The 26,001-nt window shown below is 54.9% G+C and carries 21 protein-coding genes; 16 read left to right on the forward strand and 5 right to left on the reverse strand.

Going from position 1 to position 26,001, the window contains the following annotated elements; translation table 11 throughout:
- Nucleotides 1–4 precede the first annotated feature (4 nt).
- From ACR0BK_RS17530 to ACR0BK_RS17540, 3 genes are read left to right on the forward strand one after another with little or no spacing between them, the layout of a single operon-like run.
- Nucleotides 5–436, forward strand: coding sequence for an amino acid ABC transporter permease (locus ACR0BK_RS17530; RefSeq protein WP_480555693.1), 432 nt, complete (start codon nt 5–7; stop codon nt 434–436).
- Nucleotides 436–1,089 carry an amino acid ABC transporter permease gene (locus ACR0BK_RS17535; RefSeq protein WP_480555695.1) on the forward strand — a complete coding sequence of 218 codons (654 nt, stop codon included), beginning with the start codon at nt 436–438 and terminating at the stop codon, nt 1,087–1,089. The genes ACR0BK_RS17530 and ACR0BK_RS17535 overlap by 1 nt, the downstream gene beginning before the upstream one ends.
- Nucleotides 1,086–1,817, forward strand: coding sequence for an amino acid ABC transporter ATP-binding protein (locus tag ACR0BK_RS17540; protein WP_480555697.1), 732 nt, complete (start codon nt 1,086–1,088; stop codon nt 1,815–1,817). The genes ACR0BK_RS17535 and ACR0BK_RS17540 overlap by 4 nt, the downstream gene beginning before the upstream one ends.
- Before the next feature lie 346 nt (nt 1,818–2,163).
- Here ACR0BK_RS17540 and ACR0BK_RS17545 read toward each other — a convergent pair whose 3' ends face one another.
- The gene (locus tag ACR0BK_RS17545) at nt 2,164–2,925 is read right to left on the reverse strand and encodes a DeoR/GlpR family DNA-binding transcription regulator (protein WP_480555699.1); all 762 of its coding nucleotides are present in this window, start codon (nt 2,923–2,925) and stop codon (nt 2,164–2,166) included.
- A gap of 146 nt (nt 2,926–3,071) precedes the next feature.
- Between ACR0BK_RS17545 and ACR0BK_RS17550 the strand changes: the two genes are divergently transcribed.
- From ACR0BK_RS17550 to ACR0BK_RS17605, 12 genes are all read left to right on the forward strand, one after another.
- Nucleotides 3,072–5,495, forward strand: coding sequence for a GcvT family protein (locus ACR0BK_RS17550; RefSeq protein WP_480555701.1), 2,424 nt, complete (start codon nt 3,072–3,074; stop codon nt 5,493–5,495).
- 15 nt (nt 5,496–5,510) lie between these two features.
- Nucleotides 5,511–6,443 (forward strand): phosphotransferase, encoded by a 933-nt coding sequence (locus tag ACR0BK_RS17555; protein WP_480555703.1) that lies wholly within the window; start codon nt 5,511–5,513, stop codon nt 6,441–6,443.
- A gap of 729 nt (nt 6,444–7,172) precedes the next feature.
- A complete protein-coding gene (locus ACR0BK_RS17560) occupies nt 7,173–7,742 on the forward strand; it encodes a helix-turn-helix domain-containing protein (protein WP_480555705.1) in 570 nt (189 codons plus the stop codon).
- Between the two features lie 220 nt (nt 7,743–7,962).
- Entirely contained in the window at nt 7,963–9,549 is a 1,587-nt protein-coding gene (locus ACR0BK_RS17565; RefSeq protein ID WP_480555707.1) for an ABC transporter substrate-binding protein, read from the forward strand.
- Nucleotides 9,550–9,603: 54 nt separating this feature from the next.
- On the forward strand, nt 9,604–10,545 hold the full coding sequence (locus ACR0BK_RS17570) for an ABC transporter permease (RefSeq protein ID WP_480555709.1): 942 nt from the start codon (nt 9,604–9,606) through the stop codon (nt 10,543–10,545).
- A 104-nt stretch (nt 10,546–10,649) separates the two neighbouring features.
- Nucleotides 10,650–11,408 carry an ABC transporter permease gene (locus ACR0BK_RS17575; RefSeq protein WP_480555711.1) on the forward strand — a complete coding sequence of 253 codons (759 nt, stop codon included), beginning with the start codon at nt 10,650–10,652 and terminating at the stop codon, nt 11,406–11,408.
- Between the two features lie 10 nt (nt 11,409–11,418).
- A complete protein-coding gene (locus ACR0BK_RS17580) occupies nt 11,419–12,414 on the forward strand; it encodes an ABC transporter ATP-binding protein (protein ID WP_480555713.1) in 996 nt (331 codons plus the stop codon).
- Entirely contained in the window at nt 12,411–13,412 is a 1,002-nt protein-coding gene (locus ACR0BK_RS17585) for an ABC transporter ATP-binding protein (RefSeq protein WP_480555715.1), read from the forward strand. Before ACR0BK_RS17580 ends, ACR0BK_RS17585 begins: the two co-directional genes overlap by 4 nt.
- Nucleotides 13,402–15,201, forward strand: a complete 1,800-nt coding sequence (locus ACR0BK_RS17590; protein ID WP_480555717.1) for an aminopeptidase P family protein — start codon at nt 13,402–13,404, stop codon at nt 15,199–15,201. Before ACR0BK_RS17585 ends, ACR0BK_RS17590 begins: the two co-directional genes overlap by 11 nt.
- A 200-nt stretch (nt 15,202–15,401) precedes the next feature.
- Nucleotides 15,402–15,893 (forward strand): aminopeptidase P family N-terminal domain-containing protein, encoded by a 492-nt coding sequence (locus ACR0BK_RS17595; protein ID WP_480477685.1) that lies wholly within the window; start codon nt 15,402–15,404, stop codon nt 15,891–15,893.
- Nucleotides 15,894–15,896: 3 nt separating this feature from the next.
- Nucleotides 15,897–16,478, forward strand: a complete 582-nt coding sequence (locus ACR0BK_RS17600; RefSeq protein ID WP_480555719.1) for a M24 family metallopeptidase — start codon at nt 15,897–15,899, stop codon at nt 16,476–16,478.
- A 277-nt stretch (nt 16,479–16,755) separates the two neighbouring features.
- Nucleotides 16,756–18,735, forward strand: a complete 1,980-nt coding sequence (locus tag ACR0BK_RS17605) for a bifunctional 2',3'-cyclic-nucleotide 2'-phosphodiesterase/3'-nucleotidase (RefSeq protein WP_480555721.1) — start codon at nt 16,756–16,758, stop codon at nt 18,733–18,735.
- 858 nt (nt 18,736–19,593) lie between these two features.
- Here ACR0BK_RS17605 and pbfA read toward each other — a convergent pair.
- The 4 genes from pbfA to ACR0BK_RS17625 form a co-directional block, all read right to left on the reverse strand.
- On the reverse strand, nt 19,594–20,946 hold the full coding sequence (gene pbfA / locus ACR0BK_RS17610; protein WP_480555723.1) for a (R)-1-hydroxy-2-aminoethylphosphonate ammonia-lyase: 1,353 nt from the start codon (nt 20,944–20,946) through the stop codon (nt 19,594–19,596).
- 106 nt (nt 20,947–21,052) lie between these two features.
- Nucleotides 21,053–22,516, reverse strand: a complete 1,464-nt coding sequence (gene phnY / locus ACR0BK_RS17615) for a phosphonoacetaldehyde dehydrogenase (protein WP_480520903.1) — start codon at nt 22,514–22,516, stop codon at nt 21,053–21,055.
- Between the two features lie 3 nt (nt 22,517–22,519).
- The gene (gene phnA / locus ACR0BK_RS17620) at nt 22,520–23,764 is read right to left on the reverse strand and encodes a phosphonoacetate hydrolase (RefSeq protein WP_480555725.1); all 1,245 of its coding nucleotides are present in this window, start codon (nt 23,762–23,764) and stop codon (nt 22,520–22,522) included.
- Nucleotides 23,765–23,781: 17 nt separating this feature from the next.
- Nucleotides 23,782–24,969: a 2-aminoethylphosphonate--pyruvate transaminase gene (locus ACR0BK_RS17625; protein ID WP_480555727.1), complete on the reverse strand. Its 1,188-nt coding sequence runs from the start codon at nt 24,967–24,969 to the stop codon at nt 23,782–23,784.
- A 120-nt stretch (nt 24,970–25,089) separates the two neighbouring features.
- Between ACR0BK_RS17625 and ACR0BK_RS17630 the strand changes: the two genes are divergently transcribed.
- Nucleotides 25,090–25,980 carry a LysR substrate-binding domain-containing protein gene (locus ACR0BK_RS17630; protein ID WP_480555729.1) on the forward strand — a complete coding sequence of 297 codons (891 nt, stop codon included), beginning with the start codon at nt 25,090–25,092 and terminating at the stop codon, nt 25,978–25,980.
- The last annotated feature ends 21 nt before the right edge of the window (nt 25,981–26,001 follow it).

A 26,001-nucleotide genomic window follows, 5' to 3' on the forward strand; every position in this document is an offset into this window, starting at 1 on the left:
CGACATGCCCTTCCAGGCACTGACCACCGCCATTGTCGCTATCGGCCTTTATACCGCCTCGCGTGTCTACGAACAGGTCCGTTCGGGAATCGAGGCCGTGGGCCGTGGCCAGCGCCAGGCAGGCCGCGCCATCGGCATGACCGAGGTGCAGGTTCATCGATATATTCTTCTGCCCAATGCCTACCGCATCATCATCCCGCCGCTGACAAGCGAGTTTTTGACGATCTTCAAGAATTCCTCGCTAGCGCTGACCATCGGTGTCGTCGAACTGACGGCGATGACACGACAGATCGAGGAATATACGTTCCAGGGGTTTGAAGCCTTCACCGCAGCAACTGTGGTCTACAGCCTTGTCACCTTCACGGTGATGGCGGTTATGCGGCGGGTCGACAGGATGACCGCCCTGCCCGGCACCTTCGCAAAAGGGGCTGCGTAATGACACTCGATTTCTCCGTCATTCCCGTCAATGGCGAACTGTTGTGGGACGGCATTAAAATGACCTTTCTACTGACGGGCCTCGCAGTGGCAGGGGGTATCGTCCTTGGCACGGTCCTTGCCCTTCTGCGCATCGCAAAGGTACCGGTTCTGGGGCAGTTTGCTGCGGCCTATGTCAACTTCTTCCGCTCGCTGCCGCTGATCCTCGTGATCTTCTGGCTCTTCTTCCTTATGCCGCTTATCGTCGGGCGACCTGTCGGCGCCTTCTCCTCGGTTCTCGTGGCATTTATCCTGTTTGAGGCCGCCTATTATTCCGAGATCATCCGGGCCGGCATCAACTTTGTCCGCCCCGGACAACTGGCCGCCGCGCGCGCCATCGGCCTCACTTACAGCCAGTCGATGCGCTATATCGTGCTGCCTCGGGCCTTCCGGGCGATGACTCCGATCCTGCTGAGACAGGCGATCATCCTCTTTCAGGACACATCGCTCGTCTATGTCGTCGGCCTACGCGATTTCCTTGTCAGTGCCGAGATCGTTGCAAACCGTGACCAGAAGCTGGTGGAAATGTTCCTCTTCGTCGCTGCGGTCTACTTCACCCTCTGTTTCCTCGCCTCCATGGGCGTCCGGTATCTGCAAAAAAGGCTTGCCACATGATCGAGATGAAGAATGTCAACAAATGGTACGGCAAGACCTTTCAGGTTCTGAAGAACTGTACCCTCAGCGTCGCCAAAGGTGAGGTGATCGTGGTCTGCGGCCCTTCTGGTTCGGGCAAGTCCACGCTGATCAAAACGGTGAACGGGCTTGAGCCGATCAATGATGGCGAGATCACCGTCGCGGGCACCTCGATCACCGCGAAATCGACAAATCTCGACAAGATGCGCTCCAAGATCGGTATGGTCTTTCAGAATTTTGAGCTGTTTCCCCATATGAACGTGACCGAGAACATCAAGATCGGCCAGATCAAGGTGCTGGGGCGCGATCCGAAAGAGGCGGAGGAAAAGGCGCTCGCACTTCTTGAGCGCGTGGGCCTGACGGAACATGCGCAGAAATACCCCTCTCAGTTGTCCGGCGGCCAGCAGCAGCGGGTGGCGATTGCCCGCGGCCTTGCGATGGAGCCGATGGCAATGCTCTTTGACGAACCAACATCGGCGCTCGACCCAGAGATGATCAACGAGGTTCTGGACGTCATGGTGGAACTGGCCAAGGAAGGAATGACGATGATGGTCGTCACGCATGAGATGGGGTTTGCCAAGAAGGTGGCCGACCGCGTGGTCTTTATGGACCATGGCGAAATCGTCGAAGACGCGCCCTCGGCGGAGTTTTTTGGTTCCCCGCGAAGCCCGCGTGCTCAGGATTTCCTTTCCAAGATTCTCAGCCACTGAAGCAGATCCGGATGTCTACAGCTGGCCAATTTATCTTCTAATCCGGACCTAGATGCCCGAAAACACGCGCGGCGGAGCGACGTACGCCGCGCATTTGCGGACGAAGACTATGTTGCCAACTTTGAAATACAGTTGGGGAGCATAGGTGATCTGACGTTTGTTCCCATAAAACAGTTCGTTAACAGTTCGCAACTTGATCACATTGAAGCCCTGTCACTTCCCCAAGGATACAGTCTTGCACGCTGTTAACTTATAACCCCGGTACACTCTGTCCAGAACATGACTGAACGCGGCGTGCAGGTGGGCCGCGTCCTTTCTTAGCCGCTCATTCGTCAAAAGCTTGAAACTAATCTGCGGCGATTACTGTCTTTGCCCGACCTATAACGCCTTCAAATTTTGACGTAGGCTTCCGCTCGGTTATCAGGAAGTCACTTGCCGAAAGAGCTGGAAGATGCAAGGCCGGTTTGAGTTCGGATGCCTGGAACTTGGTCGAGTCCACTGCCATGAAACATCGTTCGCTGATCGCCTTCATTGCGACCGCAATATCGACTTCGCATTGTTCGAACACCAAAAAACCCTGTTTCGGATGCACACGCGACGCCGACAGGATCGAGTATTCCACCGACATATTTGCAATAACGTCAAAGGCCGCGCGGTCGAACGCTGCGCCGTCATGATTTCTAAGCTGTGTGCCCGCCATAAATACCCGGTTGCCGTTCCCCATCGCCAGAGTTGTTGCAATGAACGCTGAATTCGTCACCACGGTAAGATCTCTGCGCGCCTTGAGAGCCTGAGCCACAAAACCCGACGTAGATCCTGTATCAATAGCAATGGACGCGTTATCAGGCACAAGGTTCAAAATGGACTTTGCAATGGCGACTTTCGCCGCGCGGTTGGTTGTCATACGCGCGATGAAAGGGGGATCCAGAACCTTTTGGGTGCTGACCAACGCGCCGTGAACCTTGTCGATGTGCCCCGCATCCACTAACGGCTTCACAATTCGACGGATTGTCTGATCGGAAACGTTAAGCCTCTGCGCCAGGTCCATGACCGAGATTCGGCCATGAATGTTAACCGCGCTCAGGATGTCCTTTTCGTATTTCGACATTCAGCCACTCGGATGTTGGATTCTAACAGGATGAATTGTTGATACCTCCTTAAATCAACATATTTCAACAATCTTTTTTAATTTTTGTTGATTTATGTTGGTCGATACGATGATCTGGCATCAAATTTGTCGACAGGGGCGAGGCCATGACAACCCATTCTGCAAAACACCTTATTATTGGCGGCGGCATCATCGGATGCTCAATCGCCTATCATCTGGCCCGGGCAGGTGAGACGGATGTCGTCCTTCTGGAAAAGGCATCTCTGACAGAGGGGGCAACATGGCACGCTGCCGGGCTGGTTGGGCAACTGCGGTCTTCCCGCAATACGACCCGGATGCTGAAACGATCGGTCGCGCTCTATGACCGGCTGGCCGACGAGACCGGTATGGAGTTCGACTGGAAGAAAGTCGGCAGCTTGCGGCTGGCGGCAACCAAGGAACGGCTGCTGGAGGCAAAACGTCTGGCGACAATGGCACGCAGTTTTGACCTGGAGATGGAAATCATCTCACCAGCCGAAGCGAAAGCCCTGTTTCCCTATATTGATGCCGACGGGTTAGAGGGGGCTGCCTTTATTCCATCGGATGGCCACGTTGACCCCGCTGGCCTGTGTCTGGCGATTGCAGCCGGTGCGCGGAGCCACGGCGCACAGATCAGGCAGGGGGTGAAGGTCAAGGATTTCGAAATCCGCAATGGCCGCATAACCAAAGTGATGACAACCAACGGCGACTATGAGGCGGAAACCGTTGTGCTGGCCTCGGGCATGTGGAGCCGTGAACTGGCCGCAAAACTGGGCGTCGTGGTGCCAGCCTGCGCTGTCGAGCACCAATATGTCGTAACAGAACCGTTGCCAGAGCCGGAATTGGTCAAGGGCCTGCCCACGCTGCGCGACCCTGAGCGTCTGGTCTATTACAAGCCCGATGCTGGCGGGCGTCTGGTCATCGGAGGTTACGAAGACGACACATTGCCATTTGGAGAACGGGGCATTCCCGGAGAGTTCGTGCGCCAGTTGCTACCGGACAATCTTGACCGTTTCGCGCCGCTGGCTGAACTTGCCGGTGTCGTCACGCCTGTCGTGAACCAGGTCGGCATCCGGCAAATCATCAATGGACCAATCCCCTACTCCGCCGATGGTGATTTTGTCATGGGCTGGGCCCCTGAGGTTAAAAACCTGATGCTCTCGACCGGGTTCCTCTATGGTATTGCGGCTGGCGGGGGCGCGGGGGAAATGATCGCGGAATGGATTCTGAACGGGCGTCCAAGCCTGGATCTTTGGCCATTGGACGTGCGGCGGTTCAGCCCACATCATGCGACCAAGGCCTTTATGTATCCCCGAGCTGTCGAGCATTATGCGCATCACTACAAGATGCGCTATCCGGGCCAGGAGGCCGAGACCGCACGCAATTTGCGACTGTCTCCGCTATACAACCGATTGAAAGAACACGGGGCGGTCTATGGGTCAAAGAACGGGTGGGAGCGGCCCTTGTGGTTCGCCCCAGCTGGGGTCACCCCAGTGGATCAACTCGATTTTCTCAATCCCGGTTGGCATGTCTTCGCGGCCGAAGAACACCGCGCTGCGCGCGAAGGTGTCGTTCTGATCGACCAGTCGAGCTTTTCCAAGTTCGAACTGATCGGCTCTGGCGCGTTGGGTGTGTTGCAACACCTAGCGGTCTCAAACATGGACAAGCCGGATGGCAGCGTAATCTATACCCAGCTTTGTAACGACAAAGGAGGAGTCGAGGCGGATGTCACCATCACCCGCCTGAGGCGCGACCATTTCTATATCGTGACCGGCGCCGGATTCGGGGCGCACGATTCTGACTGGATCCGACGCCATCTGCCGCAAGACGGATCGGCACATCTGATCGAGGTTACCTCATCCCGGGCGGTGATCAATATCTGCGGACCAAAAGCGCGCGACGTCCTGCAGGCGGTAACCGAAGAGGATATCTCAAACGCTGCGTTTCCCTTTGCAACAGCGCGCGACATTACGGTCGGAGCAGCAAAAGTGCGTGCGGTGCGCATCGGCTATACCGGCGAATTGGGCTGGGAACTGCACATCCCAACCGAATTTGCACTTCATGTCTATGATCAACTTTGGAAGGCAGGACAGGCCTATGGCATCCGCGACATTGGCTACCGGACCATAGACTCGCTGCGCCTGGAAAAGGGGTATCTTTACTGGAGCACCGATATCACCCCGGACTATACACCTGTAGAAGCGGGCCTGAGCTCTCGCGTCCACCTGAAATCCAAGGGAAGTTTTTTCGGGCGCGATGTTCTGGAGGGCCAGAAATCCAATGGCGCAGCACAGAAACTCTGTACCTTCGTGACCGAGGAAAAACTGCCGATGACCGGGGGGGAAACCATCCTGCACAATGGCGTAACCGTTTCGCGCGCCAGCAGCGGTGGCTATGGGCACCATGTCGGGAAAACGATCATCTACGGCTATCTTCCGGTGGCGCTGATGGACCAGACGGAATTCGAACTCGAATTGTTCGGAGACCGCGAACAGATCCACCGGGTGGATGGGCCTCTGTACGATCCGACCAATGAGCGGCTAAAAGCCTGAGGGGGAGGGCAGAAAATGACTGACGGAAACACTGATCGTGTCCTGAGTGAACTTCGCAACCTGAAAGGTTTTGAGGAAATCTCAGCACAAGACAGCAAAATCAAACGGCTGGGTGGGTTGACCAATCTGGTCTACAGAGTGGAAACCGGCGGGCACACCATGATCGTTCGTATCCCCGGAGATGGCACCGCGGATTATATCGATCGCGGCGTTGAGATTCACAATGCCAAGGTCGCAGCCGAAGCTGGTATCGGTCCTGCTGTGCTTTGGGCGGATGCAGATACCGGTGTGATGATCAGTGACTGCATTGACGGTATCGTCACCATGACACCCGAGCTTTTCGCAACGCGCTCCGGAGCGGCCGCACGTGCCGGGCATGCCCTGCGGCAACTACACGAGTCACCCCGCCCTTTCGAATTTCGGTTCGAACTTTTTTCGATGATCGATGAATATCTGAAAGTCCTGTCAACAAAGGATATTTCCCTGCCCGAAGGCTATACAGAAATTGTCGCGGAAGCTGCGCCGATCAAACAGCTGCTGCAAGACAGGCCGGGCATGCTGGTTCCCAGCCATTGCGATCCGCTTTGCGAGAACTTTCTCGACAACGGTGACCGTATGTGGATCGTGGATTTCGAATATTCCGGCATGAATGATACCCTTTGGGACCTCGGCGATTTGTCGGTCGAAGCCGGGCTGACCGAGGCGCAAGAAATCGAGATGCTGACGTCCTATTTCGGCGCGGCACCAACAGCGGCTCAATTCGGGCGAATGGTGATCTACAAGGCGATGTGCGATCTTCTGTGGACACTTTGGGGCTTGATCCAACATGCCGATGATAACCCGGCCGATGATTTCTGGGCCTATGCCACGGGTCGGTTCGACAGGTGCAAGGCACTGATGTTTGATCCTACTTTCGCAGCGCATGTTCAGGCAGTTGCGACCGAATAAAGCAGATGGATAAGTTGCAATCTTTTGGTGAATGACTGGCATGTGGAAATGAAAGATTGGTTCGGACAAATGGGTTTCGAACAGGTTTCACAATGAGCTCTTTGAGGGGCCGCAACATCCCAATAACGACGGCTCAATATACTGCGCAATTCCACTTGAGGCACACAGTTTCCTGTCGCAATCGAGCAGAGATCATGGCCGAACGCAGTCCGAGAGTTGATCAGGCGACCCTCAACAATCGAGTTGCGTTTTTTCACCGTTGGTCTTTGCACGGGCGCATTCGAAGGTACGCTCAGTGCAGAATTCCTGGCACTTGGCCCTAAGATACTTCAACGTAACGGGCACGCGGCTGTTTCTTCTTCCATTCTGGGATGAAGGCGTCAAATTCACTGATTTTCTTCTGTGCGCGCGGTGAAGTAAGTCGGCAGCAACAAGGTCCTTCGTCAGATCCGAGCCAGTCATAGCGGAGAGCTGATTTTGGCTACCCTCCTCCCACGTGATCGCCGAGACTAAGCCTCTCATTCAGAAGTTTGCAGCGACACGAAGGAACGAACCTAATTTGCTTTTCCGGGTTAAAAACGCTTTTAGTAGAAACTTAGCCAATGATAACCGTACCGGTTATGAAGTTCGCCTAGGTAAGCGAATCGCTGTTCCCGTCGGTCGCAGGTACAGGATTTGCTGAAACAAGGCCCCTGAGAGCCGTCGAGCTCGACCACTAGAGAAGAAATGATGGATCAGAAAAATCACCCGTCTCAACTGGGGAAAGCAATTCGACGCCGCCGGAAAGCGCTTGGCAAAACACTTGTCGAGGTTGCGGATGAAGCTGGTTTGACCACAGGGTTCATATCACAGGTCGAGCGCGGCATCAGTGCCCCGTCCTTGTCTTCGCTTATGGCAATTGCTGCATCTTTAAAGACCAGCATTGAACAGCTTGTCAGCGTTCCCGAGGAATACACCGAATACGTTCGCAAAGATCGACGTCAAACCTATGCATTGGGAGTCAACGGGCGGTTCTATGAAAAGTTGGGTCCGGGGTTTTCGGGCGCGCTTTTATATCCGTGCATCGTTCATCGTCCTGCGGGGCACATGTCCGAGAAGATGTGCCACGAAGGCGAGAGCTTTTGCTATCTGATTTCGGGTCAGTTGGAATACCATCTGGGTGACGAAGTCCACATCTTGTCGAGCGGTGACACGATACATCACGACACCTCCAAGCCGCATTATTCGATTGTCCTAGGAGACACTGAAGCAGTTGAATTGTGGGTAAATACAACGCCGATCAATAATTCCTCCAACTAATCAGGTCGGCCGAACCGTTCATCGACAGTTCTCCGAGTTCTATCGTGGGGTCGCACTTGAAAGTGCTGCCCAGAATGTCGTGGCGCATCCTGGGTTTCCAATCAATGCTCCTGTGATCGCAATATGCAATTTACGTCTAACTAAAAATTGTTTTAGCAGTATTGAAATTAATGTATACCGCCTTCATGCGATCGAGAATCGCTTTGGGAGGAACTCATCAATGAAACGTAATTTGATGGCAGCGACTGCCGTCGTGGCTACCGCAATGGCCCTACCTTTGTTCGCACAAGAGAGTGGTGGCATTCTGAATTTCGCCAGATATGACGGATCAAACCTGATTGACCCGATTTATGCCGATCGAAACCCTGACATCTGGATGGTTGGCAGCCTTTTCGACACGCTATTGCGCCCCAGTGAAGATGGAAACTCTGTCATCCCAGGACTGGCCGAAGAATACAGTATCTCCGATGATGGACAGTCTGTATCGCTTACCTTACGCAGCGGCGTCTCCTTTTCGGATGGAACGCCTTTGACCGGAGAAGACGTTGTCTTTTCGCTGGATCGCGCCCGCAATCCCGATCTAAGCCCCTGGGCCGGACTTCTGGGATCCATCGACAATGTAAGCGCGGAAGGAAATGTCGTCTCGATCAGTCTGAAAGCGGCTGACCCGACAATCCTCTCAATGCTTGCCACTTTCACAACCGGTATTGTCTCCAAAGCCGTCTTTGAGGCGGCCGAAGGTTCCACTGATCAGGAAAAGTCCGCCGCAATCTTTGCAGCCAAAGGCCCCGGTGTCGGGTCCGGCCCCTTCTATCTGTGTGGATTTGAGCAGGGAACCTCCATGGAGTTCTGTGCCAATAAGAACTACTGGCGCAAAGGGTCCGACGGCAAAGCGCTGCCTTACCTGGACGGCGTGCATTTTGAGATCATACCTGATGACGCAACCCGGATTCTGAAGCTTCAGGCTGGTGAAGTGGATGCCGCTGAATTCATTCCGTTTTCACGTGTGCCGGAGCTTGAAGCAGACCAAGCGATCAACATGAACCTCTATCCGTCAACACGGATCATATATTCGCCGATCAACACGCGTGAAACCCGTGCTGACGGATCGCCTAACCCGTTGTCAGACGCTCGGGTTCGGCAGGCACTCAACTATGCCACCAACAAAGAGGCACTGATCGGGCTTGTGCTGCAAGGCGCCGGCAAGCCAATGACCTCACCTCTGATGGCAGCGGCGACCCAGCTTTCCGCAAATCTTGGTCCGTTGTATGCCTACGACCTTGACAAGGCCAAAGCTCTGATCGCCGAGGCAGGCGTAGCGCCGGGAACCGAAATCACCTTTACGACTTTGGCTGGCTCTGCGGATGACAGCACCATATTTGCGGCCCTTCAGCAGATGTGGGCTCCGTTGGGGATCAATCTGTCAGTCGAACAGGTGGATGGGCCGACACGTGGCGCCAAGAACCGCTCGGGCGAATTTGACATCCACACCTATGGCTGGGTGAACGACGTAAACGACCCCAGCCAGGTCGTCGGCTGGTTAGGTTATACCCCTACAGCCAATGCGGTCGGCACTGGTTGGGAAAACGCGAAATTCAATGCTCTGTTTGAGGCTTCGGCAACAGAAATAGACGCTGAAAAAAGAGCGGCCCAGTATGCTGAAATGCAGGAAATATATGCAGATGCAGCCCCTTTGCTTTTCATGTATGAGACGCCCTTTGCCGTGGCAGTATCGACCAGCGTGGACGGATACGTTCAGACACCACTGGGAAATAACGTCTTCGATCAGGCGACCGTCAGCCGCTGATCGCTTAAATGCCGCCGGCAGGTACTGCCGGCGGTTCATTTGACGGAGGCCTTGATGGCAACCCTTCAATACACATTCAAACGCTTGTTGTTGATGATCCCGACATTCATCCTCGTGATGATCATCATCTTTGTTCTGGTTCGTCTCCTACCGGGGGACCCGGCCATCGCCATCGCAGGAGACCGGGCTTCGGATGCAGATCTTGCTGCTATCCGCGAACGGTTGGGACTGAACGAGCCGCTTTTGGTGCAGTTCTGGCTGTTTCTGACAAATACGCTGCAAGGCGATCTGGGCCGGTCAATCCTGATGCGCGCACCGGTTACCGAAGTCATCATCAACCGCCTGCCGACCACGGCTTTTCTGACGATCTATGCAGTTCTCATGTCTTTGTTGATTGCAGGACCACTGGCGTTTGTTGCAGCTCTGAACCGCGGACGGTGGCCCGACGCAGTGATCCGTACAGTGTTCCAGATAGGGTTATCGATGCCTGTGTTTTACATCGGTCTGATCTTGCTGACTTTTCTTGCCGCCCAACTGCGGTGGTTTCCGGTTGGCGGCTATGGCGACACCTTTATGGACAGGCTGTATCATCTGTTCCTGCCTGCCGTAGCGGTGGCGTTGTACACGTCGGCGATCATCATGCGAAACCTGCGCGCCGCCATCAACGAGGTCCTTGATGCCGAATACGTTCAGTTTGCCCGAGCCAAGGGTTTGCCCGACAGGCTGATCTTGGGGCGCCACGTGTTACGTAACGCACTGATTTCGACCGTTACACTTTTGGGTCTGTCTATCGGCAACCTCATGAGTGGAACGCTGGTTACCGAAACAGTTTTCGCCGTACCCGGTGTCGGACGCTTGATGCTTGAGGCGATTTTCGCGCGCGACTACCCGCTCATCCAGGGATTGACGCTGACATTTGCGGTTCTGGTCTCGGTCGTATTCCTGCTTACGGACCTGTTTCAAAGCTCGTTGGACCCGAGGATGCGTTTGACATGACCGACACTGCCACTTCTCCAGGTGGAGCGGGCGTACCGCCAAAGACGCGCATACCAGCGGCGCTACGAAAACCGGGTTTCATAATAGGCCTTTGCATCATTGGAATGTCGACTTTGCTTGCGATCATGCCAAATGCGTTTGCCCCGTATGATCCCAACTTTATCGATTACACTGCGGTCCGACAGCCACCAAGCTGGGCCCATCCCTTCGGCACCGACCTGCTGGGGCGCGACAGTCTGAGCCGCGTGATTTCAGCCTATTCGGTAAACATGCAGATGGCTGTCCTGGCCACGGTCTTTGCTCTGATCATCGGCGTCGTGGTTGGCGCGCTTGTCGGCTACTACCGCGGGATCGCTGATATGATCTTCGGGCGTGTCGTGGACGCGATCATCACGTTCCCATTTCTGGTTCTGGTCATTGCGGTCGTCGCCGTACTTGGGCCGGGCTTGGTCAATATGTACATTGCGATAACGGTTGTTGGTTGGGTCTACTATGCCCGGTTAATGCGAGCCGAGATCATTGCGCAGATGGGAAACGACTATGCCGCTGCAGGCATCGTCATGGGATACTCCGACAGGCGCATTATCTTTCGCCACCTTCTGCCGAATGCGATTACGCCGGTTATCGTCTACTGGATGACGGATATGGCGCTGGCAATTCTGCTGGGTTCGTCACTTGGGTATCTGGGTCTTGGCGCACAGCCACCGCAGGCGGAATGGGGCGTCCTGATCGCAGAAGGCCGCAATTTTATCACAACGGCCTGGTGGTTGAGCCTGATGCCCGGGATCGCGATCGTTATCACAGGTCTTGGATTCTCCCTTATTGGCGATGGGTTGGCAGACCTGCTCAGGCCACGCGGGTAAGGAGTTGGCAATGACAGGCAATCAGCAACCTATCCTCGAAGTGAAAAACCTTAGTACAACCTTCTGGAAAGAAGGGACCCCTTTGCCAGCCGTGCGAGACGTGAGTTTTTCCGTTCGACGTGGCGAAGTCCTAGGACTGGTCGGTGAAAGCGGTTCTGGCAAGAGCGTCACTTTGCGCTCGGTTCTGGGGCTATCGCGGCGCTATGGCGAAGTCACAGGAGTTGTGAATTGGCAGGGGCAAAACCTTGTTCCGCTTTCCGAACGAAAACTGAGGCGCATTCGCGGTGGCGAAATTGCGATGATCTTTCAAGAACCGATGACATCGCTTAACCCGTTGTTGACGGTTGGCATGCAACTGACCGAGACGTTGAAGGCGCATACCGACCTCAATCGCGCGGCGCGCCGTGACCGGGCGGTTGAGATGCTGGATCATGTAGGGATTCCATCTGCCGCGTCACGTTTGGACGAATACCCACATCAGTTTTCAGGTGGTATGCGGCAGCGCGTTATGATCGCGATTGCTCTGGCAGCTAACCCGAAACTGTTGCTCGCGGATGAACCAACCACCGCATTGGACGTTACGATTCAGGCGCAGATTCTTGATTTGATCCTGTCCTTGGCCGATGAGCTTCAGATGGGCGTGGTTCTTGTCACGCATGATCTAGGTGTGGTCGCTCAAACCTGTGAATCCTTGGCTGTCATGTATGCCGGACGGGTGGTTGAACAGGGGGCAGTGCGTCAGGTTTTGAATGCACCACGTCACCCTTATACTGTTGGACTGATGCGGTCTGTTCCTCAGAATGTGCCGCCGCGCACACCGCTCTATTCGGTGCCGGGCACGCCTCCGAGCCTCGAGAGATTGCCTGTCGGATGCGCCTTTGCCCCACGGTGCCACAGCACAGTCGACGCGTGCCTGAACGCGCGCCCACCCTTGTCGGCAATATCCGAGGGCCGTCATGTGGCGTGCTTCAATCATGTGCCTGCAGCTCAGGGAGACGTCGCATGACAGATACGGTCATGGAGATAAACGATGTGGGTCTTCAATTTCATTTGTCACGATCGGTTCTTGATCTGATCCGCCAGCGACCCGGGCGGGTTGTCAACGCGCTGAACGGTGTCAGCCTCGAGCTCAAGCGAGGAGAAACACTGGGCGTTGTCGGCGAGTCTGGGTGTGGCAAGTCCACGCTCGCGCGTTGCATCGTTCGGCTTCACCAGCCTCAGACCGGCAGTATCCGTTTCGCAGGAAAAGATATCTTTGACCCGAAATTTCGTAACGAGCGCGACTACAACCGTCGCGTTCAAATGATGTTTCAGGATCCTTATTCGTCCCTGAACCCTCGGATGACGCCTGGTCAGATTCTGTCCGAGGCTCTTAGTGTTCACAAGATGCGTCCCGAGAGTGAAATTCCTTCGCGCGTTATGGAACTGTTGGATCTGGTACGCCTGCCACAGGACGCCGCACACAAATTTCCACACGAGTTTTCAGGGGGGCAGAGGCAGCGAATTGCTATCGCACGTGCGCTGGCGGTCGAGCCGGAAGTTTTGATTGCCGACGAACTGGTTTCAGCGCTGGACGTTTCAGTACAGGCACAAGTCGTCAATCTTCTGCTTGAATTGCAGGACAAACTGAACCTTACAATTCTTTTCGTCGCACATGACTTGCGACTTGTACGTCACGTCTCGAACCGGGTGGCCGTAATTTATCTGGGCCGGATTGTAGAGATCGGCGATAGCGAAACCTTGTTCTCCGATCCCTCACATCCCTACTCCCAAGCTCTGCTCAGCGCTGCGCCATCGCTTGATCCGGATGACAAAGGGAACGTCATCCGACTGGAGGGTGAGTTGCCGTCACCAATGAACGTACCGCCCGGATGCCCGTTCCACGTGCGCTGTCGTTTTGCCACAAGTCTTTGTCAACGCGACGTTCCCGCACTCAGACAATTTGGGGAGTTTGGAGAGGTCGCCTGCCACCACGCGGAAGAGATCAAAGCACATGCTGGATAGGTTTCATTTATGTCCGAGCGAAAGAATTTCGCTGTTCCGCGACCAAATGAGCGTGCAGGACCTGGATGCCTTTGTACTACCACGATTTGATGCCCATCAAGGCGAATACGTCGCACCGCATGACGAACGTCTGGCGTATCTGACCGGGTTCACCGGATCTGCCGGACTTGCCTTTGTAACTCCTGAGACCGTCGCCCTTTTTGTCGATGGACGATACAGCTTGCAGGCTACGCAAGAGTGCAAAGGCGCGTTGTTCTCTCATCATCATCTTCATGGCGAGACGCCCGAAGAGTGGCTGAGAAAAGAGATGCGTACAGGTTGGCGCCTCGGATATGACCCGATGCACATACCCCCGTCGTGGTTTGACCGGTTTGACGCAGCTTGCAAGGATGTGGGCGCAATGATGGTGCCGCAACAAGTCAATCCGGTCGACGCGGTTTGGACAGATCAACCAGCGCCACCCTGTGGTCGTGTGACAGTTTTACCGTCGCAGATTGCCGGGAAAAACTGTGCAGAAAAATGTTCTGATCTGGCGAACTATCTGGTTCAGCGACAGGCCGACTTTGTTGTCGAAACACAACCTGACAATATCGCCTGGTTACTGAACATCCGCGGCGCGGATGTTGGCTATAATCCGGTAGTTAACTCCTTTCTTCTGGCACATCGGGACGGGACGCTGATTTGGTTTGTCGATCCGCAAAAGCTGGATGATTTCGTAGAGAGTGCATTGCCCTCAAGTCTTCAGATAGTTCCACAGGTAGAGTTTTTGCCCACGCTCAAGGCCAGATTTCGGCCAAATCAGCTGGTATTGGCTGATCCGGATTTCTCACCTGTCGCCGTAAGACAAACCATCGAAGAAGCCGGTGCGAAACTTGGTTCTGAACGCAGTGTGATTACCCGGACTAAGGCATTGAAAAACACGATCGAACTGGAGGGTCTTCGAACCTGCCATTTCACCGACGGAATCGCGTGGGCAGAATTTGGTGCCTGGCTTGCAGACACGGTTCCCGTTCGCGCCGAAAGTGGTGACCCCCTGACCGAGCGTGAAGCAGAGCAAAAATTGAAGGCGCTGCGCTGCGCACAGCAAGGTTTCCTAGGTGACAGTTTTCATGCGATCTCAGCGGCAGGCGGGAACGCGGCGATGTGCCACTATAGCGCGACCGCGGATCGGAATGATCCTATCCAACCGGATCAAACCTATCTGATGGACAGCGGCGGACAATACGAGACGGGAACGACCGATACCACCCGGTGCTATGCTTTTGGAGCACGGCCTGACGGGTATGATGAGGCATACACGGCAGTCTTCAAGGCCTTCTGTGCCTTGGCCACCTTGCGATTCCCGCCTGGTACCCAAGGGCACCATATCGACGGGATCTGCCGCCGCCCTTTGTGGGATCTCGGGCTGGACTATGACCATGGGACCGGTCACGGCATCGGCCATCGACTGTCAGTGCACGAACACCCGCAGAGAATAGGAAAACCCTATAACCCGATTGATCTGGAACCGGGCATGGTCATGTCGATTGAACCGGGGTTTTACAAGGCCGCCAGCTTCGGCATCCGCATAGAAAACGTCTTTGAGGTCGTCACAGAAGACAACGGTTTCCTTGCCTTCCGCAATATGACGTTTGTGCCAATTCAGGCTGACATGTTGATTGTTCAAAACCTGACTATGCCCGAGCGGCACTGGTTAAATCAATATCATCGTCAAATCAGACAGATGCTTTCACCGCGATTGAGTGATCCCGCAAAAGAGTGGCTGACAAAAGTGACGACTGCAATCTGAAACACGAAGCGAACTTTTGGCCGGGCTGTATGCTGCTGTGCGGCGAAACGAGTGGCGACGTTTCCAACCGTCAGAATACCAAGCCGATAACGGCTCGCGCGTGGAGTAAGAACAATAAGATGTGCCGGGATCGCCGAAGCGGGTGGTTTTGGTCACATTAAGGGTCGGTAAGATTACCAGATTTATCAGAATATCGCCAATTGGCCCGTGAAATCTCTGTCGATGCCGTGGCATTGGTGCCGGGTCCAAATTTCGACCGTGCCATGGGCAAGTCTTTCATGACCAACGAACGCCCCATCGTGGTTGTGATACCCGCTTCAGGAGAACCCGCCGCCATTGTTCCAAATCTGGAACTTGGCTCGTGGGATCAATTAAGGTTCGAAGGAGCGGTATTCGATTGGCGGGATGAGGCCGGTTACAAAGGGGCTTTCGCCGCTTTGGCGGACCACCTGAGCATCATGTCCCTTACAGTTGATGGACAGGTCATGCGTGTTTTTATCTCTGATGCACTGACCGAAGCTATGCCTGGGTTAAAGATAATTGATGCAGAGCACCAAGTCTCGAAACTGCGCCTGATCAAGTCCAGCAAGGATGTGGCCTCCCTGCAAGCTGCTATCACCATCTCGGAACGTGCGCTTGAGCAGGTTATCGGGACTGTACGTGCAGGCCAGACCGAGAAACAGATCGAATAGGCTTTGATCCAGGCAATGTTTGCCGAAGGCGCCGATTCACAGGCCTTCACACCGATTGTGGTCGCAGCCGACAACTCGACCCGACCGCGCGGGAAAGCGCGTATGGATTATCGGCTTCAAACTGGCGATGCGCTACTCTTTGACTTTGGCGCGCGCAAGGATGGACTTGTCTTGGATATTACGCGAACCTTTTTCGTTGGCGAAGTTTCAGATGAGGGCAAGGCCGTCTACGAAACTGTATTGCGAGCAAACCAGATGGGTCTGAACGTGTGTCGCCCCGGTGTGACCGCCCATGATATCGATGATGCAGTCATCGGCGTTCTTGAAGCATCCCCTTTCGCCAATCGCATACGCACCAAGACAGGCCATGGTTTGGGTCGGGATTTGCACGAGGCTCCTTATATCATGCGCGGAAACAACCAGGTAATGCGCGCAGGCATGGTCTGGACCAACGAACCGGGTCTGTATGACCTGGGCAGTTTTGGTGTCCGTATTGAAGATGACGTCCTGGTCACAGAAGACGGGTGCCAATCACTGACCAGCTTCCCGAAAGAGCGTGTTGTCCTGGGGGCAGTACGTCGATAACCGGGCTGTCCCAGCCACACGGTTGGCGGTCAGTGGTCGGATGCCCACATGACGCGGGTTAGATATGTCGCAAAGCACTGATTGCGAGGCATTGTCTTGGCAATCGCAGGGCACGGGTTCCCTTTCTGCCATGTCTTATCAAGTACAGGAAGTTGGGCTATTGTACCTAGCATTGCGCCTACACATGACGCGTCTAAAGCGCTGGCACCCCGTTTCATATGGTTGTTGTGAATTACAGGCAAAAAGGCGCGTTGACCACAAACCTGAAAGGTGACCTATGTCTTTCTCCAGCCGTTCTACAATTTCGCGACGCCGTTTCCTTGCCACGACAACTGCTGGTGCAGCGGCAATTACCCTGCACCCGTTTTCGGTGGCAGCGGCCAGTAATCAGGCGCATCTGCGCATCATGGAAACCACCGACATCCATGTTCATGTTTTCCCTTATGATTATTATTCGGACAAACCCCGCGACACAGTAGGCCTGTCCCGCACAGCGTCGATCATCAACGAAATCCGGTCTGAGGCGACAAACTCGCTCTTGGTGGATAACGGCGATTTCCTGCAGGGCAATCCGATGGGCGACTACATCGCTTACGAGCGCGGCATGAAGGACGGCGACAGCCATCCCATCATCACGGCCTTCAATACGGTCGGGTATGATGCCGCGACGCTGGGCAATCACGAGTTCAACTACGGTCTGGAGTTCTTGGACAAGGCTTTGGCCGGTGCCGAGTTCCCTGTTGTTCTGGCCAATGTCGCCAAGGAAAAAGGTACGAACCCGCGTGACGACAAGACCCTAGTACAGGCTTATGCCATTCTCGACCGTGAAATCGCGATGGGCGACGGCACCAATCATCCGATCAGGATCGGTGTCATCGGCTTTACCCCGCCACAAATCGTGAACTGGGACCGCAGGCATCTGGAGGGCAATGTCCAGGTCCGCGATATTGTCAAGACTGCTCAGGCCTATGTGCCCGAGATGAAGGAACAGGGATGTGACTTGATCATCGCCCTGTCGCATTCGGGGATCGGGGGTGCCGATTATGAGGACGGCATGGAAAACGCATCCGTGGTTCTGGCAGGTGTCGACGGGATCGACGCGCTGGTCACCGGCCACAATCACCTGGTTTTCCCGTCACCGACATTTGCTGACCGCCCAGGGATCGATGTGGAAAAAGGCACGCTGATGGGCAAACCTGCCGTCATGGGCGGTTTCTGGGGGTCGCATCTTGGCCTACTAGACCTACTTTTGGAACGGGACGGCAAGGAATGGCGCGTCGTTACCACGACGTCAGAGGCGCGACCGATTTCCAAACGCAACGAAGACCGCTCGATCACCGCTCTGGTCGAAGATGATCAGAAGGTTCTGGAGTCGGTTGCGAAAGCTCATGACGAAACGCTGGCCTATGTTCGGCGCGCGGTCGGCAAAACCTCGGCCCCGCTGCACAGCTATTTTGCGTTGGTCGCGGATGATCCGTCTGTGCAGATCGTCTCGATCGCGCAGAAATGGTACGTCGAAGACATGCTGAAAGGCACCGAGCATGAAGGGTTGCCGATCCTGTCTGCGGCGGCACCGTTCAAAGCCGGAGGCCGAGGCGGTCCAGAGTATTACACCGATGTCCCGGTCGGGGACGTTGCCATAAAGAACGTGGCCGATCTGTATCTCTATCCGAATACGGTCCGTGCGGTTCGCGTGAACGGGGCGCAGGTGCGTGGCTGGTTGGAACGCTCGGCCGGTATGTTCAATCAGGTCGAAGCTGGATCCAAGGATGCGATCCTTCTGAACCCTGAATTCCCGTCGTACAATTTCGACGTGATGGACGGCGTGACCTATCAGATCGACCTGTCGCAACCGTCGCGCTTTGGGCCAAAGGGCGAAGAGGTAAACCCCGACGCAGCACGGATCGTGAACCTTGCCTTCAATGGCTCGCCTGTTACGGATGATATGGAGTTCATCATTGCCACCAACAATTACCGCGCATCCGGTGGTGGCGCGTTCCCGGGCGCAATGGGCGACACAATCGTGTTCGAAGCACCGGACACCAACCGCGACGTCATTGTGCGCTACATTGTCGAACAGGGCACAATCGATCCCAAAGCGGATGCCAACTGGTCGTTTTCGCCGCTGGCGGACACCACGGTGTTGTTCGAGACCGGTCCAAAAGCCCGTGACTATATGGGCGATGTCAAAGGAGTGGCAATCGAGGACGCCGGGGAAGGTGCAGACGGTTTCGCAGCCTTCCGCATCAAGCTCTGATCCGACCAATTTGTCACAACGATAACCTGACCCGCCACCTTGCTATCTCGGTGGCGGGTTTGCGCTGAACACCCGTACAATTCCAAGCCATCTGTCCCGGCGGCGGAAGATGCTACATTTTCAATCGGCGTTCCCGACATGCGTCGAGAGGGTGGGCCATAGAACTCAGCGAACCGTTGGAAGCCAGTTGAGCTTCTGCGCTCCCAGCCCTGTCAAAGAAGCTGAACGGGTGACCCAGTCCCCTGAAATCAGACTATCTCGGTGTTGATCATCCACCCTTGCAAGGATGAATCATGACACACAGAAGTAATGCCGATTAGACCTTAGATCTGATCAGTATTTGCGAGGATGGAAAAAGAGAATAACCGCCTGAAACGGATGAAGGCATGGGCAAGTTGGTGAAATCTGTATTCAAGGATCTCGCGGCAAAGGGAGTTTGAATACCCTATGGCAGGTAAAAAGTAGTCGCCTGCTGAACTGAATCTTTTTTTCCACCATTTGGCAAAGACGACGGGCTGCGATCTGTGGAGCACAGCGACAACAGGTCTTTCAGCTTCTGAATTACATTCGATACCATGAAAGACCCCGCTCTGTTGATATTGAGTTCCTGTAATCCCGTCAGTTTATTCAGTCTCATTTGTACTAGAGGCCGAATTGAAGATTTTGCCTTTCCTGTCACTTTCGTCAGCGCTTGAAGCCTGAGTGCAGTTGGATACTACAACGCCTTCGGCTAGATCCAAATTTTTTTGTACGCCGTGCGCCATCGAACTCGTTGTCTTACGTCGCATTTTGGGGTCTTCGTCGCTGTCCCGGCTAGCCTCTTTTTCCCAACTGCCGAATTTTGACTGATCCGACGTGTCAACTCTCGGCCTTGATCGCAGCAACCACAATGTCGATTGCGTGGTCCAGATCCGATTGCGAGATGGTCAGCGGCGGCGACAATGTCAGAACGCATCCCTGACTGATCTTATAGCTCAAACCGGCCTCCAGACAGGTATAGTAAATCCGTTCGGCACGCGCATTACCCGGCGTTTTGTCGGCGCGATCATCGACGATTTCGACCCCGAACATCAAACCCCGTCCCCGAATGTCTCCGGCGGTAGGTACGTTCTGAAGTTCGTCCATAAGACGGCCAATTGCGTGCTCACCCAACGTGGCCGATCGATGAACCAACCCCTCATCTTCGATGATTTGAAGCGTTGTCAAAGCGGCCCGCGCGGTAACCGGGTTCTTTTCGTGTGTGTAATGACCAATGGCAAAATCTCCGCAGACATCCAATTGTTTGCGGGCAACACAAGCGGCAATGGGCAGGATGCCCCCGCCAAGCGCTTTTCCAAGCGTCACAATGTCGGGGCCGATCTCGTCATGTTCAAAGGCAAACATCCTGCCGGTTTTGCCAAGGCCTGTCGGGATTTCATCCATGATCAAAAGCGCGCCGTGACGATTGCACGCCTCGCGCACGGATTTCCAAAACCCCGGCGGTGGTACATAGGGCACCGCACGCATCGGTTCGGCTATGACCGCCGCCACATCTCCTTCACGCTCCAGAACATATTCGACCATTTTCGCGCAGGCCAACCCGCAGGTTTCCGGTCCCGTGTGATTGTATGGGCAACGGTAGCAGGCGAAAGGCGCGACGTGTTCAGTGCCCGACAAGAGGGGGCCCGCGATATGACTGCGGAATGTCGCCTCGCCACCGACGCTTGCGGCGCCAAAGCCCGCGCCATGAAAGGCATCCCAGAAGCTGATCGTTTTGAACCGACCGGTAGCGGCGCGCGCGATCTTGAGAGCAACCTCGTTGGCGTCAGAGCCGCCTGTGGTAAAGAGCATTTTCCCCAGATCGCCAGGTACGATATCTGCCAGTTTTTCCGCCAAATCCACTGCCGGATCATTGGTAAAGCGGCGGGGCGCGAAAGGAAGATCGTCAAGCTGCGCCTTGATTGCGGCAACCAGACGCGGGTGCCCGTAGCCTATGTGGTGCACCGAGTTTCCATGGAAGTCCATGTACCGGCGACCCTCCATATCCTCGATCCAGATCCCCTCGGCCTTTGCAATGGTGCTGACGCAGGGTGATGACAGAGATTGATGCAGGAATACATCCGCATCGCGTTTGAGCAGAGGTGTCGACTTTGGTCCCATGGACTTTCTCAACCACGCCTTGCGCGCCTCGGATGTGTTTGATTCCCCTTCCGTGTGGACAATCTGTGGCATGTCCGCTCCTCGTTTCTGTCATCAAAAGATGCGGGCCCCTAAAGGCCCGCCAGTATCAGGGAGGATATGAGGCGCCCTTCCCGTCTGTGGGGAAAGGACGCAAGGTTTAGTTGGGCCAGGGCAGCGAATAGGTTTTGACGTTGGTGAAAAACTTCATCGCCTCGATAACACCCTCCTTCACGCCGTTTCCGCTGTCCTTGATGCCGCCAAAGGGTGACATTTCAATGCGGTAACCCGGTTGTTCCCAGATGTTGCAGGTGCCGACATTCAATCCGTTGATAAAGGCGATGGCCCTGTTCAGGTCATTGGTGCAGACCCCAGAAGACAGGCCGAACTCGGTCGAATTTGAGATCGCCATCACCTCTTCGTCGTTGTCCGGCACGCGCACGATCGGCACGATAGGACCGAAAGTTTCTTCCATCACCAGCTCGCTGTCATGGGGAACCTTGTCGACGACGATAGGCGGCAGCAATGCGCCCTGACGGCCCGGGTGATACAGGATTTCTGCACCCTCTTTTTCAGCCTGAAGAACGCGGTTTTCGAATATCTCCGCGGCTTTGTCGTGGATCACGCACCCCAGCTCGGTTTCAGGGTCTTGCGGATCGCCAAATTTGATCTTCTTGGCCTTCTCCAGAACCAGCGGTACAAACTTGTCGGCCACACTTTCCTGCACGAGGATGCGCTTGACCGCCGTGCACCGCTGACCGGAGTTTCCGGTCGCACCCGCCACTGCGATTGTTGCGGCTTTGTCCAAATCCGCATCGCTGAGGTCATTCAGAACGATCAGAGGATCATTGCCCCCAAGTTCCAGCGCCTGACGCTTGTAGACGCCTTTTTCAGCGATCAACTTGCCCACCGGCACACCCCCGGTGAAGGTGATAATATCGATATGTTCATTGGTGATCATCTCATCGCCAATGTCAGCCGGCCAGCCGGTCACCACCTGGAACATCTCGTGCGGCAGGCCTGCCTCGTAAAGTATGTCGGCCAATGTCAGCGCGGTCAGCGGCGTCAGTTCCGTGGGTTTACAAACCATACAATTGTTGGTTGCAATAGATGGCGCGATTTTGTGGCTTACCATATTCAAAGGGTGATTGAACGGGGTGATCGCACTGATTGCTTTCACCGGCTCTCGGGTGGTGAAAATCTTGCGGGCTTTGCCATTGTGGGTCAGATCGCAAGAAAAGATCTCGCCATCGTCTTTTAACGCCTCAGCCGCCGCAAACTGATAAACATCCTGTGCACGTTTGGTTTCGTAGATCGCATGCTGGTGGCAGATGCCCAGCTCTAACGTCAGCCATTTCGCAAGATAATCACGTTTTTCACCGATCAGCTCGCCTGCGCGCTGCAAAATCTGGCTGCGCTCGTACCGGGTAAGTTTGGGTTTGTAATTCGCCGCAATTTCGAAAGCCCTGCGTGCGTGTTCTGAGGTGCCAGCGGGAACATGGCCCACGACCTCGTTGGTGTACGGGTAGAGGACGGGAATGGTTTCATCGGTAAAGACGATTTCGCCACCGATCCGCATTCCTTCGTTACGAACTTCGATTTTCGACATGGTCTGGTCTTTCATGGCTTACTGTGCCGCCGCTGTAGTTGCGTAGAAAAAGGCATCAAAGTTGCGCAGCACGGGTTGGTTTGGCAGGTCGATGACACGATTCACGATGAAGGGAACTTCTTGTTCCGTCAAACCACCATGGCTGCGCAGGGGCTCTTTGAGCGCTGCCAGATCATGGCGATGCTCGGACGTTCCGATGCAAATGTTTTCGCCAGAAACCATTACAATGTCGCCAATCCGGTCACCGGGCAATTCGAACCGTTCAATGGCCTGAGCCTTGGTCAGCACATGGGTGATCCCATCGGTCGCCTTGAGTTTGGCAATGATGTCGCTCTGATCCGCGCCATCCGGCAGATATGCGGTCGCGAACGAGCCCAGTGCACCATGATGGACGACATACGGGTCAGTGATCGGAAGGATGACCCGCGCCGCATCCTCGCCCAGCCATTCGTCCATCAGGTCCTGCACATAGACGACCGAAGGGGATCCATCTGCCAAGTGCTTTGGCTTCATGCCGTGATCAGCCGTCACCACGATGGCGGCCCCCAATGCGTCCAATTCGCCCAGATAGCGGTCGAACATGGCGTAGAAATCCAGTGCGCCCTTTTGATCGGGTGCAAACTTGTGCTGGATATAGTCGGTGGTCGACAAATACATGACGTCGGGCTTGAACTCTTTCAGCAGCTTGACGCCAGCAGCAAAAACGAACTCGGACAGTTCGGCCGAGTAAACCTCGGGCACGTCCATGCCCAACCACTTGCTGGCATTGTCGATGCCGTGTTCCTCAAGCGTCGTTTCGCCCGAACGCTCAGAAGAGAATGCAACCGCCCTGCCCTCGTCAAACTTCAGCCCGGCACCAAGCAGCGCGCGAAGCTTGTCCTTGGCGGTTACCATCGCCACGCGGAAACCTGCATCATAGAACTGCGAGAAGATGGTCGGCGCACGCAGGAAGCGGACGTCGTTCATCATCACCTCTTCACCAGTATCGGGATCGATAAGGTAGTTGCCGCAGATTCCATGCACGATCGGCGGGCGCCCGGTGGCAATCGAAAGATTGTTGGGGTTGGTGAACGACGGGATAACAGAATGCGCCAGACGGTCCGTACCTTCCTCCCGCATCCGTTTGAGGTTGGGCATCAGCCCATTGGCAATCGCCACGTCGAGGTATTCTGGTTCACATCCATCAAGGCAGATGGCAATTGCGGGCACTTTGGGCGTCGGGTAGACGCGCTCATTTGCTTCGACAGGGGTTTGAATGGTCATCTGTTTTTCCTTGATTTTTATGCGGCCAACTTGGCGCGTTCTTCCAGTGCCCGGAGAGGAGGCGCAGCGCTTGTCACGCCCATTTCTTCCAGAGATTCTTTTGCGGCGATCACAACTTTACGCATGACATCTTCGTCCATCTGACCGATGCAACCGACGCGGAAACTGTCGACGACAGTAAGTTTGCCCGGATAGATAATGAACCCTTTTTCCTTCATCCGGTCATAGAACTGATCGAAGACGAATTTCTCATCAGCCGGGCAGAAGAAGGTAACGATGATGGGGCTCAGCCAACGATTATCCAGCAGTGTTTCGAAACCCAGTTCACGCATGCCCGCGACCATGACGTCCCGGTTGCGGGTATAGCGGGCACCGCGACCTGCAACACCTCCTTCGGCAGTGTGCGCCCGAAGCGCCTCGATGAAGGCAGCGACCACATGCGTCGGTGGGGTAAACCGCCACTGGCCCGTTTTATTCATATGCGACCACTGCGCATACACATCCAGAGACAGCGAATGACTGTTGCCTTTTGCGGCTTCAAGCTCGGTCTTGCGGGCCACAATGAACCCAAAACCCGGAACGCCCTCGATGCATTTGTTCGCCGAAGACACCATGGCCTCGTAACGGATTTCAGTGGGTTTGAGCTCAATCGCTCCAAATGCGGACATCGAGTCGATCAAAAGCTTGCGCCCGGCGGCATATGTGACTTCCGATATCTCTTCGACCGGGTTCAGGATACCCGAGCTGGTTTCGCAGTGAATGGCGACGACGTGCGTGATGTCCGGGTCATCCGCAAGAATGCGCGCCACTTCGTCACCCCTCGGCGGAAGGTAATCGCCCTTGTCCAACACGACATGATCACGACCCAGGTACTGCAACGTCTGTGCCGAACGCTGCCCGTAGGCACCATTTGCCAATACCAGCGCTTTTCCGTCCCGCGGAATAAAGGATGCCAGCATCGCTTCGACAGAAAACGATCCGCTGCCTTGCATCGGCACGCAATCAAACTCGTCGGCACCCTCGCCAAGCAGGTTCAGCAGGCTTGACCGCACCTCTCGCGTCATGGCGCGGAAATCATCGTCCCAGCTTCCCCAATCGCGCAGCATGGCCTCTTTGACCGCATAGGAGGTTGTCAAAGGACCGGGGGTCAAAAGGTAGGGTTCGCCGAGGCGCGGTTGCTCTAATTTTGGTTTGGATGGCGTCATTACCAGGCTCCAGAACAGCGTTTTCAGGAACACAATTGCAGCAACGCTTGCTATATGTGAAATTGCAATTATCAATCTAATCATAGGCGCAGCCTATGCATTCATCTTCAGGGAACTGTAATGCGACACAGCCAGTTGAAAGCCTTTCATTACGTGGCCAAACATGGGGGATTTTCCCGTGCGGCAGAGGCTTTGTATCTGACCCAGCCAGCGATTTCAGAGCAGGTCCGAAAACTGGAACAGGATCACGACCTGTTGTTGTTCCAGCGTGAACGAAAACGCGTGAACCTAACGCCCGAAGGCGAACAGCTTTACCGATTCACCAAACAGTATTTCGAGATCGAAGATCAGATTGAGGATTACCTCTCTGAAACCAAAGCCGCGATCGATGGAGAATTAAGGATCATTGCCGATTCGGCGCATCACATGACATCTTTTCTGGCGCCGTTCCAAAAGAAATACCCTAAAATCACGATCACTGTGCGATCCGGCAACACCGAAGAAATCCTGGAAGAGCTTCGGTCTTACAATGCAGAGATCGGTGTTGTTGGCAGCCTGTCTCCTGGCAAGGACATGGACGTATTGAATTTGGGGTCCACTGAAATCGTGGCCTTTGCTGGCCAGGGCGTGCTTTTGGCATCAAAACCCACCCTGACCCTGAAGGAGTTGGCCGAGTTGCCCCTGATTTTCAGAGAGCACGGGTCAAAAACACGCGAGAAACTGGAAGAAGCAGCCGAGAAACAAGGTATCAGGTTAAACCCGGCGATTGTAGCTGAAGGCCGAGAAGCCGTTCGCGAACTTGTTGCCTCGGGTGCAGGTATCGGTTTTGTATCTGAGGCGGAATATGGGCACGATGATCGACTGCGGCAAATCAAATTGAAGGGTGTGAATTTGCAAATGGGTGAAAGCATGATCTCACTTTCCCAGCGTCGTGACGTCAAGATCATACGGGCGTTTATGGACTTTGCGGAGCGGGTTCTTGGGGAGAAGGAAACCGCCGGAGATATGTGACCGGCGGGTTCTTGAGTTTTT

This window comes from Ruegeria sp. AF1 (genome assembly GCF_056542125.1).

Excerpts from the sequence above, each read along its gene's own strand:
- ACR0BK_RS17530 (WP_480555693.1), top strand. The coding sequence starts at position 5 with ATGCCCTTCCAGGCACTGACCACCGCCATTGTCGCTATCGGCCTTTAT.
- ACR0BK_RS17535 (WP_480555695.1), top strand. The coding sequence starts at position 436 with ATGACACTCGATTTCTCCGTCATTCCCGTCAATGGCGAACTGTTGTGG.
- ACR0BK_RS17540 (WP_480555697.1), top strand. The coding sequence starts at position 1,086 with ATGATCGAGATGAAGAATGTCAACAAATGGTACGGCAAGACCTTTCAG.
- ACR0BK_RS17545 (WP_480555699.1), bottom strand. The coding sequence starts at position 2,925 with ATGTCGAAATACGAAAAGGACATCCTGAGCGCGGTTAACATTCATGGC.
- ACR0BK_RS17550 (WP_480555701.1), top strand. The coding sequence starts at position 3,072 with ATGACAACCCATTCTGCAAAACACCTTATTATTGGCGGCGGCATCATC.
- ACR0BK_RS17555 (WP_480555703.1), top strand. The coding sequence starts at position 5,511 with ATGACTGACGGAAACACTGATCGTGTCCTGAGTGAACTTCGCAACCTG.
- ACR0BK_RS17560 (WP_480555705.1), top strand. The coding sequence starts at position 7,173 with ATGGATCAGAAAAATCACCCGTCTCAACTGGGGAAAGCAATTCGACGC.
- ACR0BK_RS17565 (WP_480555707.1), top strand. The coding sequence starts at position 7,963 with ATGAAACGTAATTTGATGGCAGCGACTGCCGTCGTGGCTACCGCAATG.
- ACR0BK_RS17570 (WP_480555709.1), top strand. The coding sequence starts at position 9,604 with ATGGCAACCCTTCAATACACATTCAAACGCTTGTTGTTGATGATCCCG.
- ACR0BK_RS17575 (WP_480555711.1), top strand. The coding sequence starts at position 10,650 with ATGTCGACTTTGCTTGCGATCATGCCAAATGCGTTTGCCCCGTATGAT.
- ACR0BK_RS17580 (WP_480555713.1), top strand. The coding sequence starts at position 11,419 with ATGACAGGCAATCAGCAACCTATCCTCGAAGTGAAAAACCTTAGTACA.
- ACR0BK_RS17585 (WP_480555715.1), top strand. The coding sequence starts at position 12,411 with ATGACAGATACGGTCATGGAGATAAACGATGTGGGTCTTCAATTTCAT.
- ACR0BK_RS17590 (WP_480555717.1), top strand. The coding sequence starts at position 13,402 with ATGCTGGATAGGTTTCATTTATGTCCGAGCGAAAGAATTTCGCTGTTC.
- ACR0BK_RS17605 (WP_480555721.1), top strand. The coding sequence starts at position 16,756 with ATGTCTTTCTCCAGCCGTTCTACAATTTCGCGACGCCGTTTCCTTGCC.
- pbfA (WP_480555723.1), bottom strand. The coding sequence starts at position 20,946 with ATGCCACAGATTGTCCACACGGAAGGGGAATCAAACACATCCGAGGCG.
- phnY (WP_480520903.1), bottom strand. The coding sequence starts at position 22,516 with ATGAAAGACCAGACCATGTCGAAAATCGAAGTTCGTAACGAAGGAATG.
- phnA (WP_480555725.1), bottom strand. The coding sequence starts at position 23,764 with ATGACCATTCAAACCCCTGTCGAAGCAAATGAGCGCGTCTACCCGACG.
- ACR0BK_RS17625 (WP_480555727.1), bottom strand. The coding sequence starts at position 24,969 with ATGACGCCATCCAAACCAAAATTAGAGCAACCGCGCCTCGGCGAACCC.
- ACR0BK_RS17630 (WP_480555729.1), top strand. The coding sequence starts at position 25,090 with ATGCGACACAGCCAGTTGAAAGCCTTTCATTACGTGGCCAAACATGGG.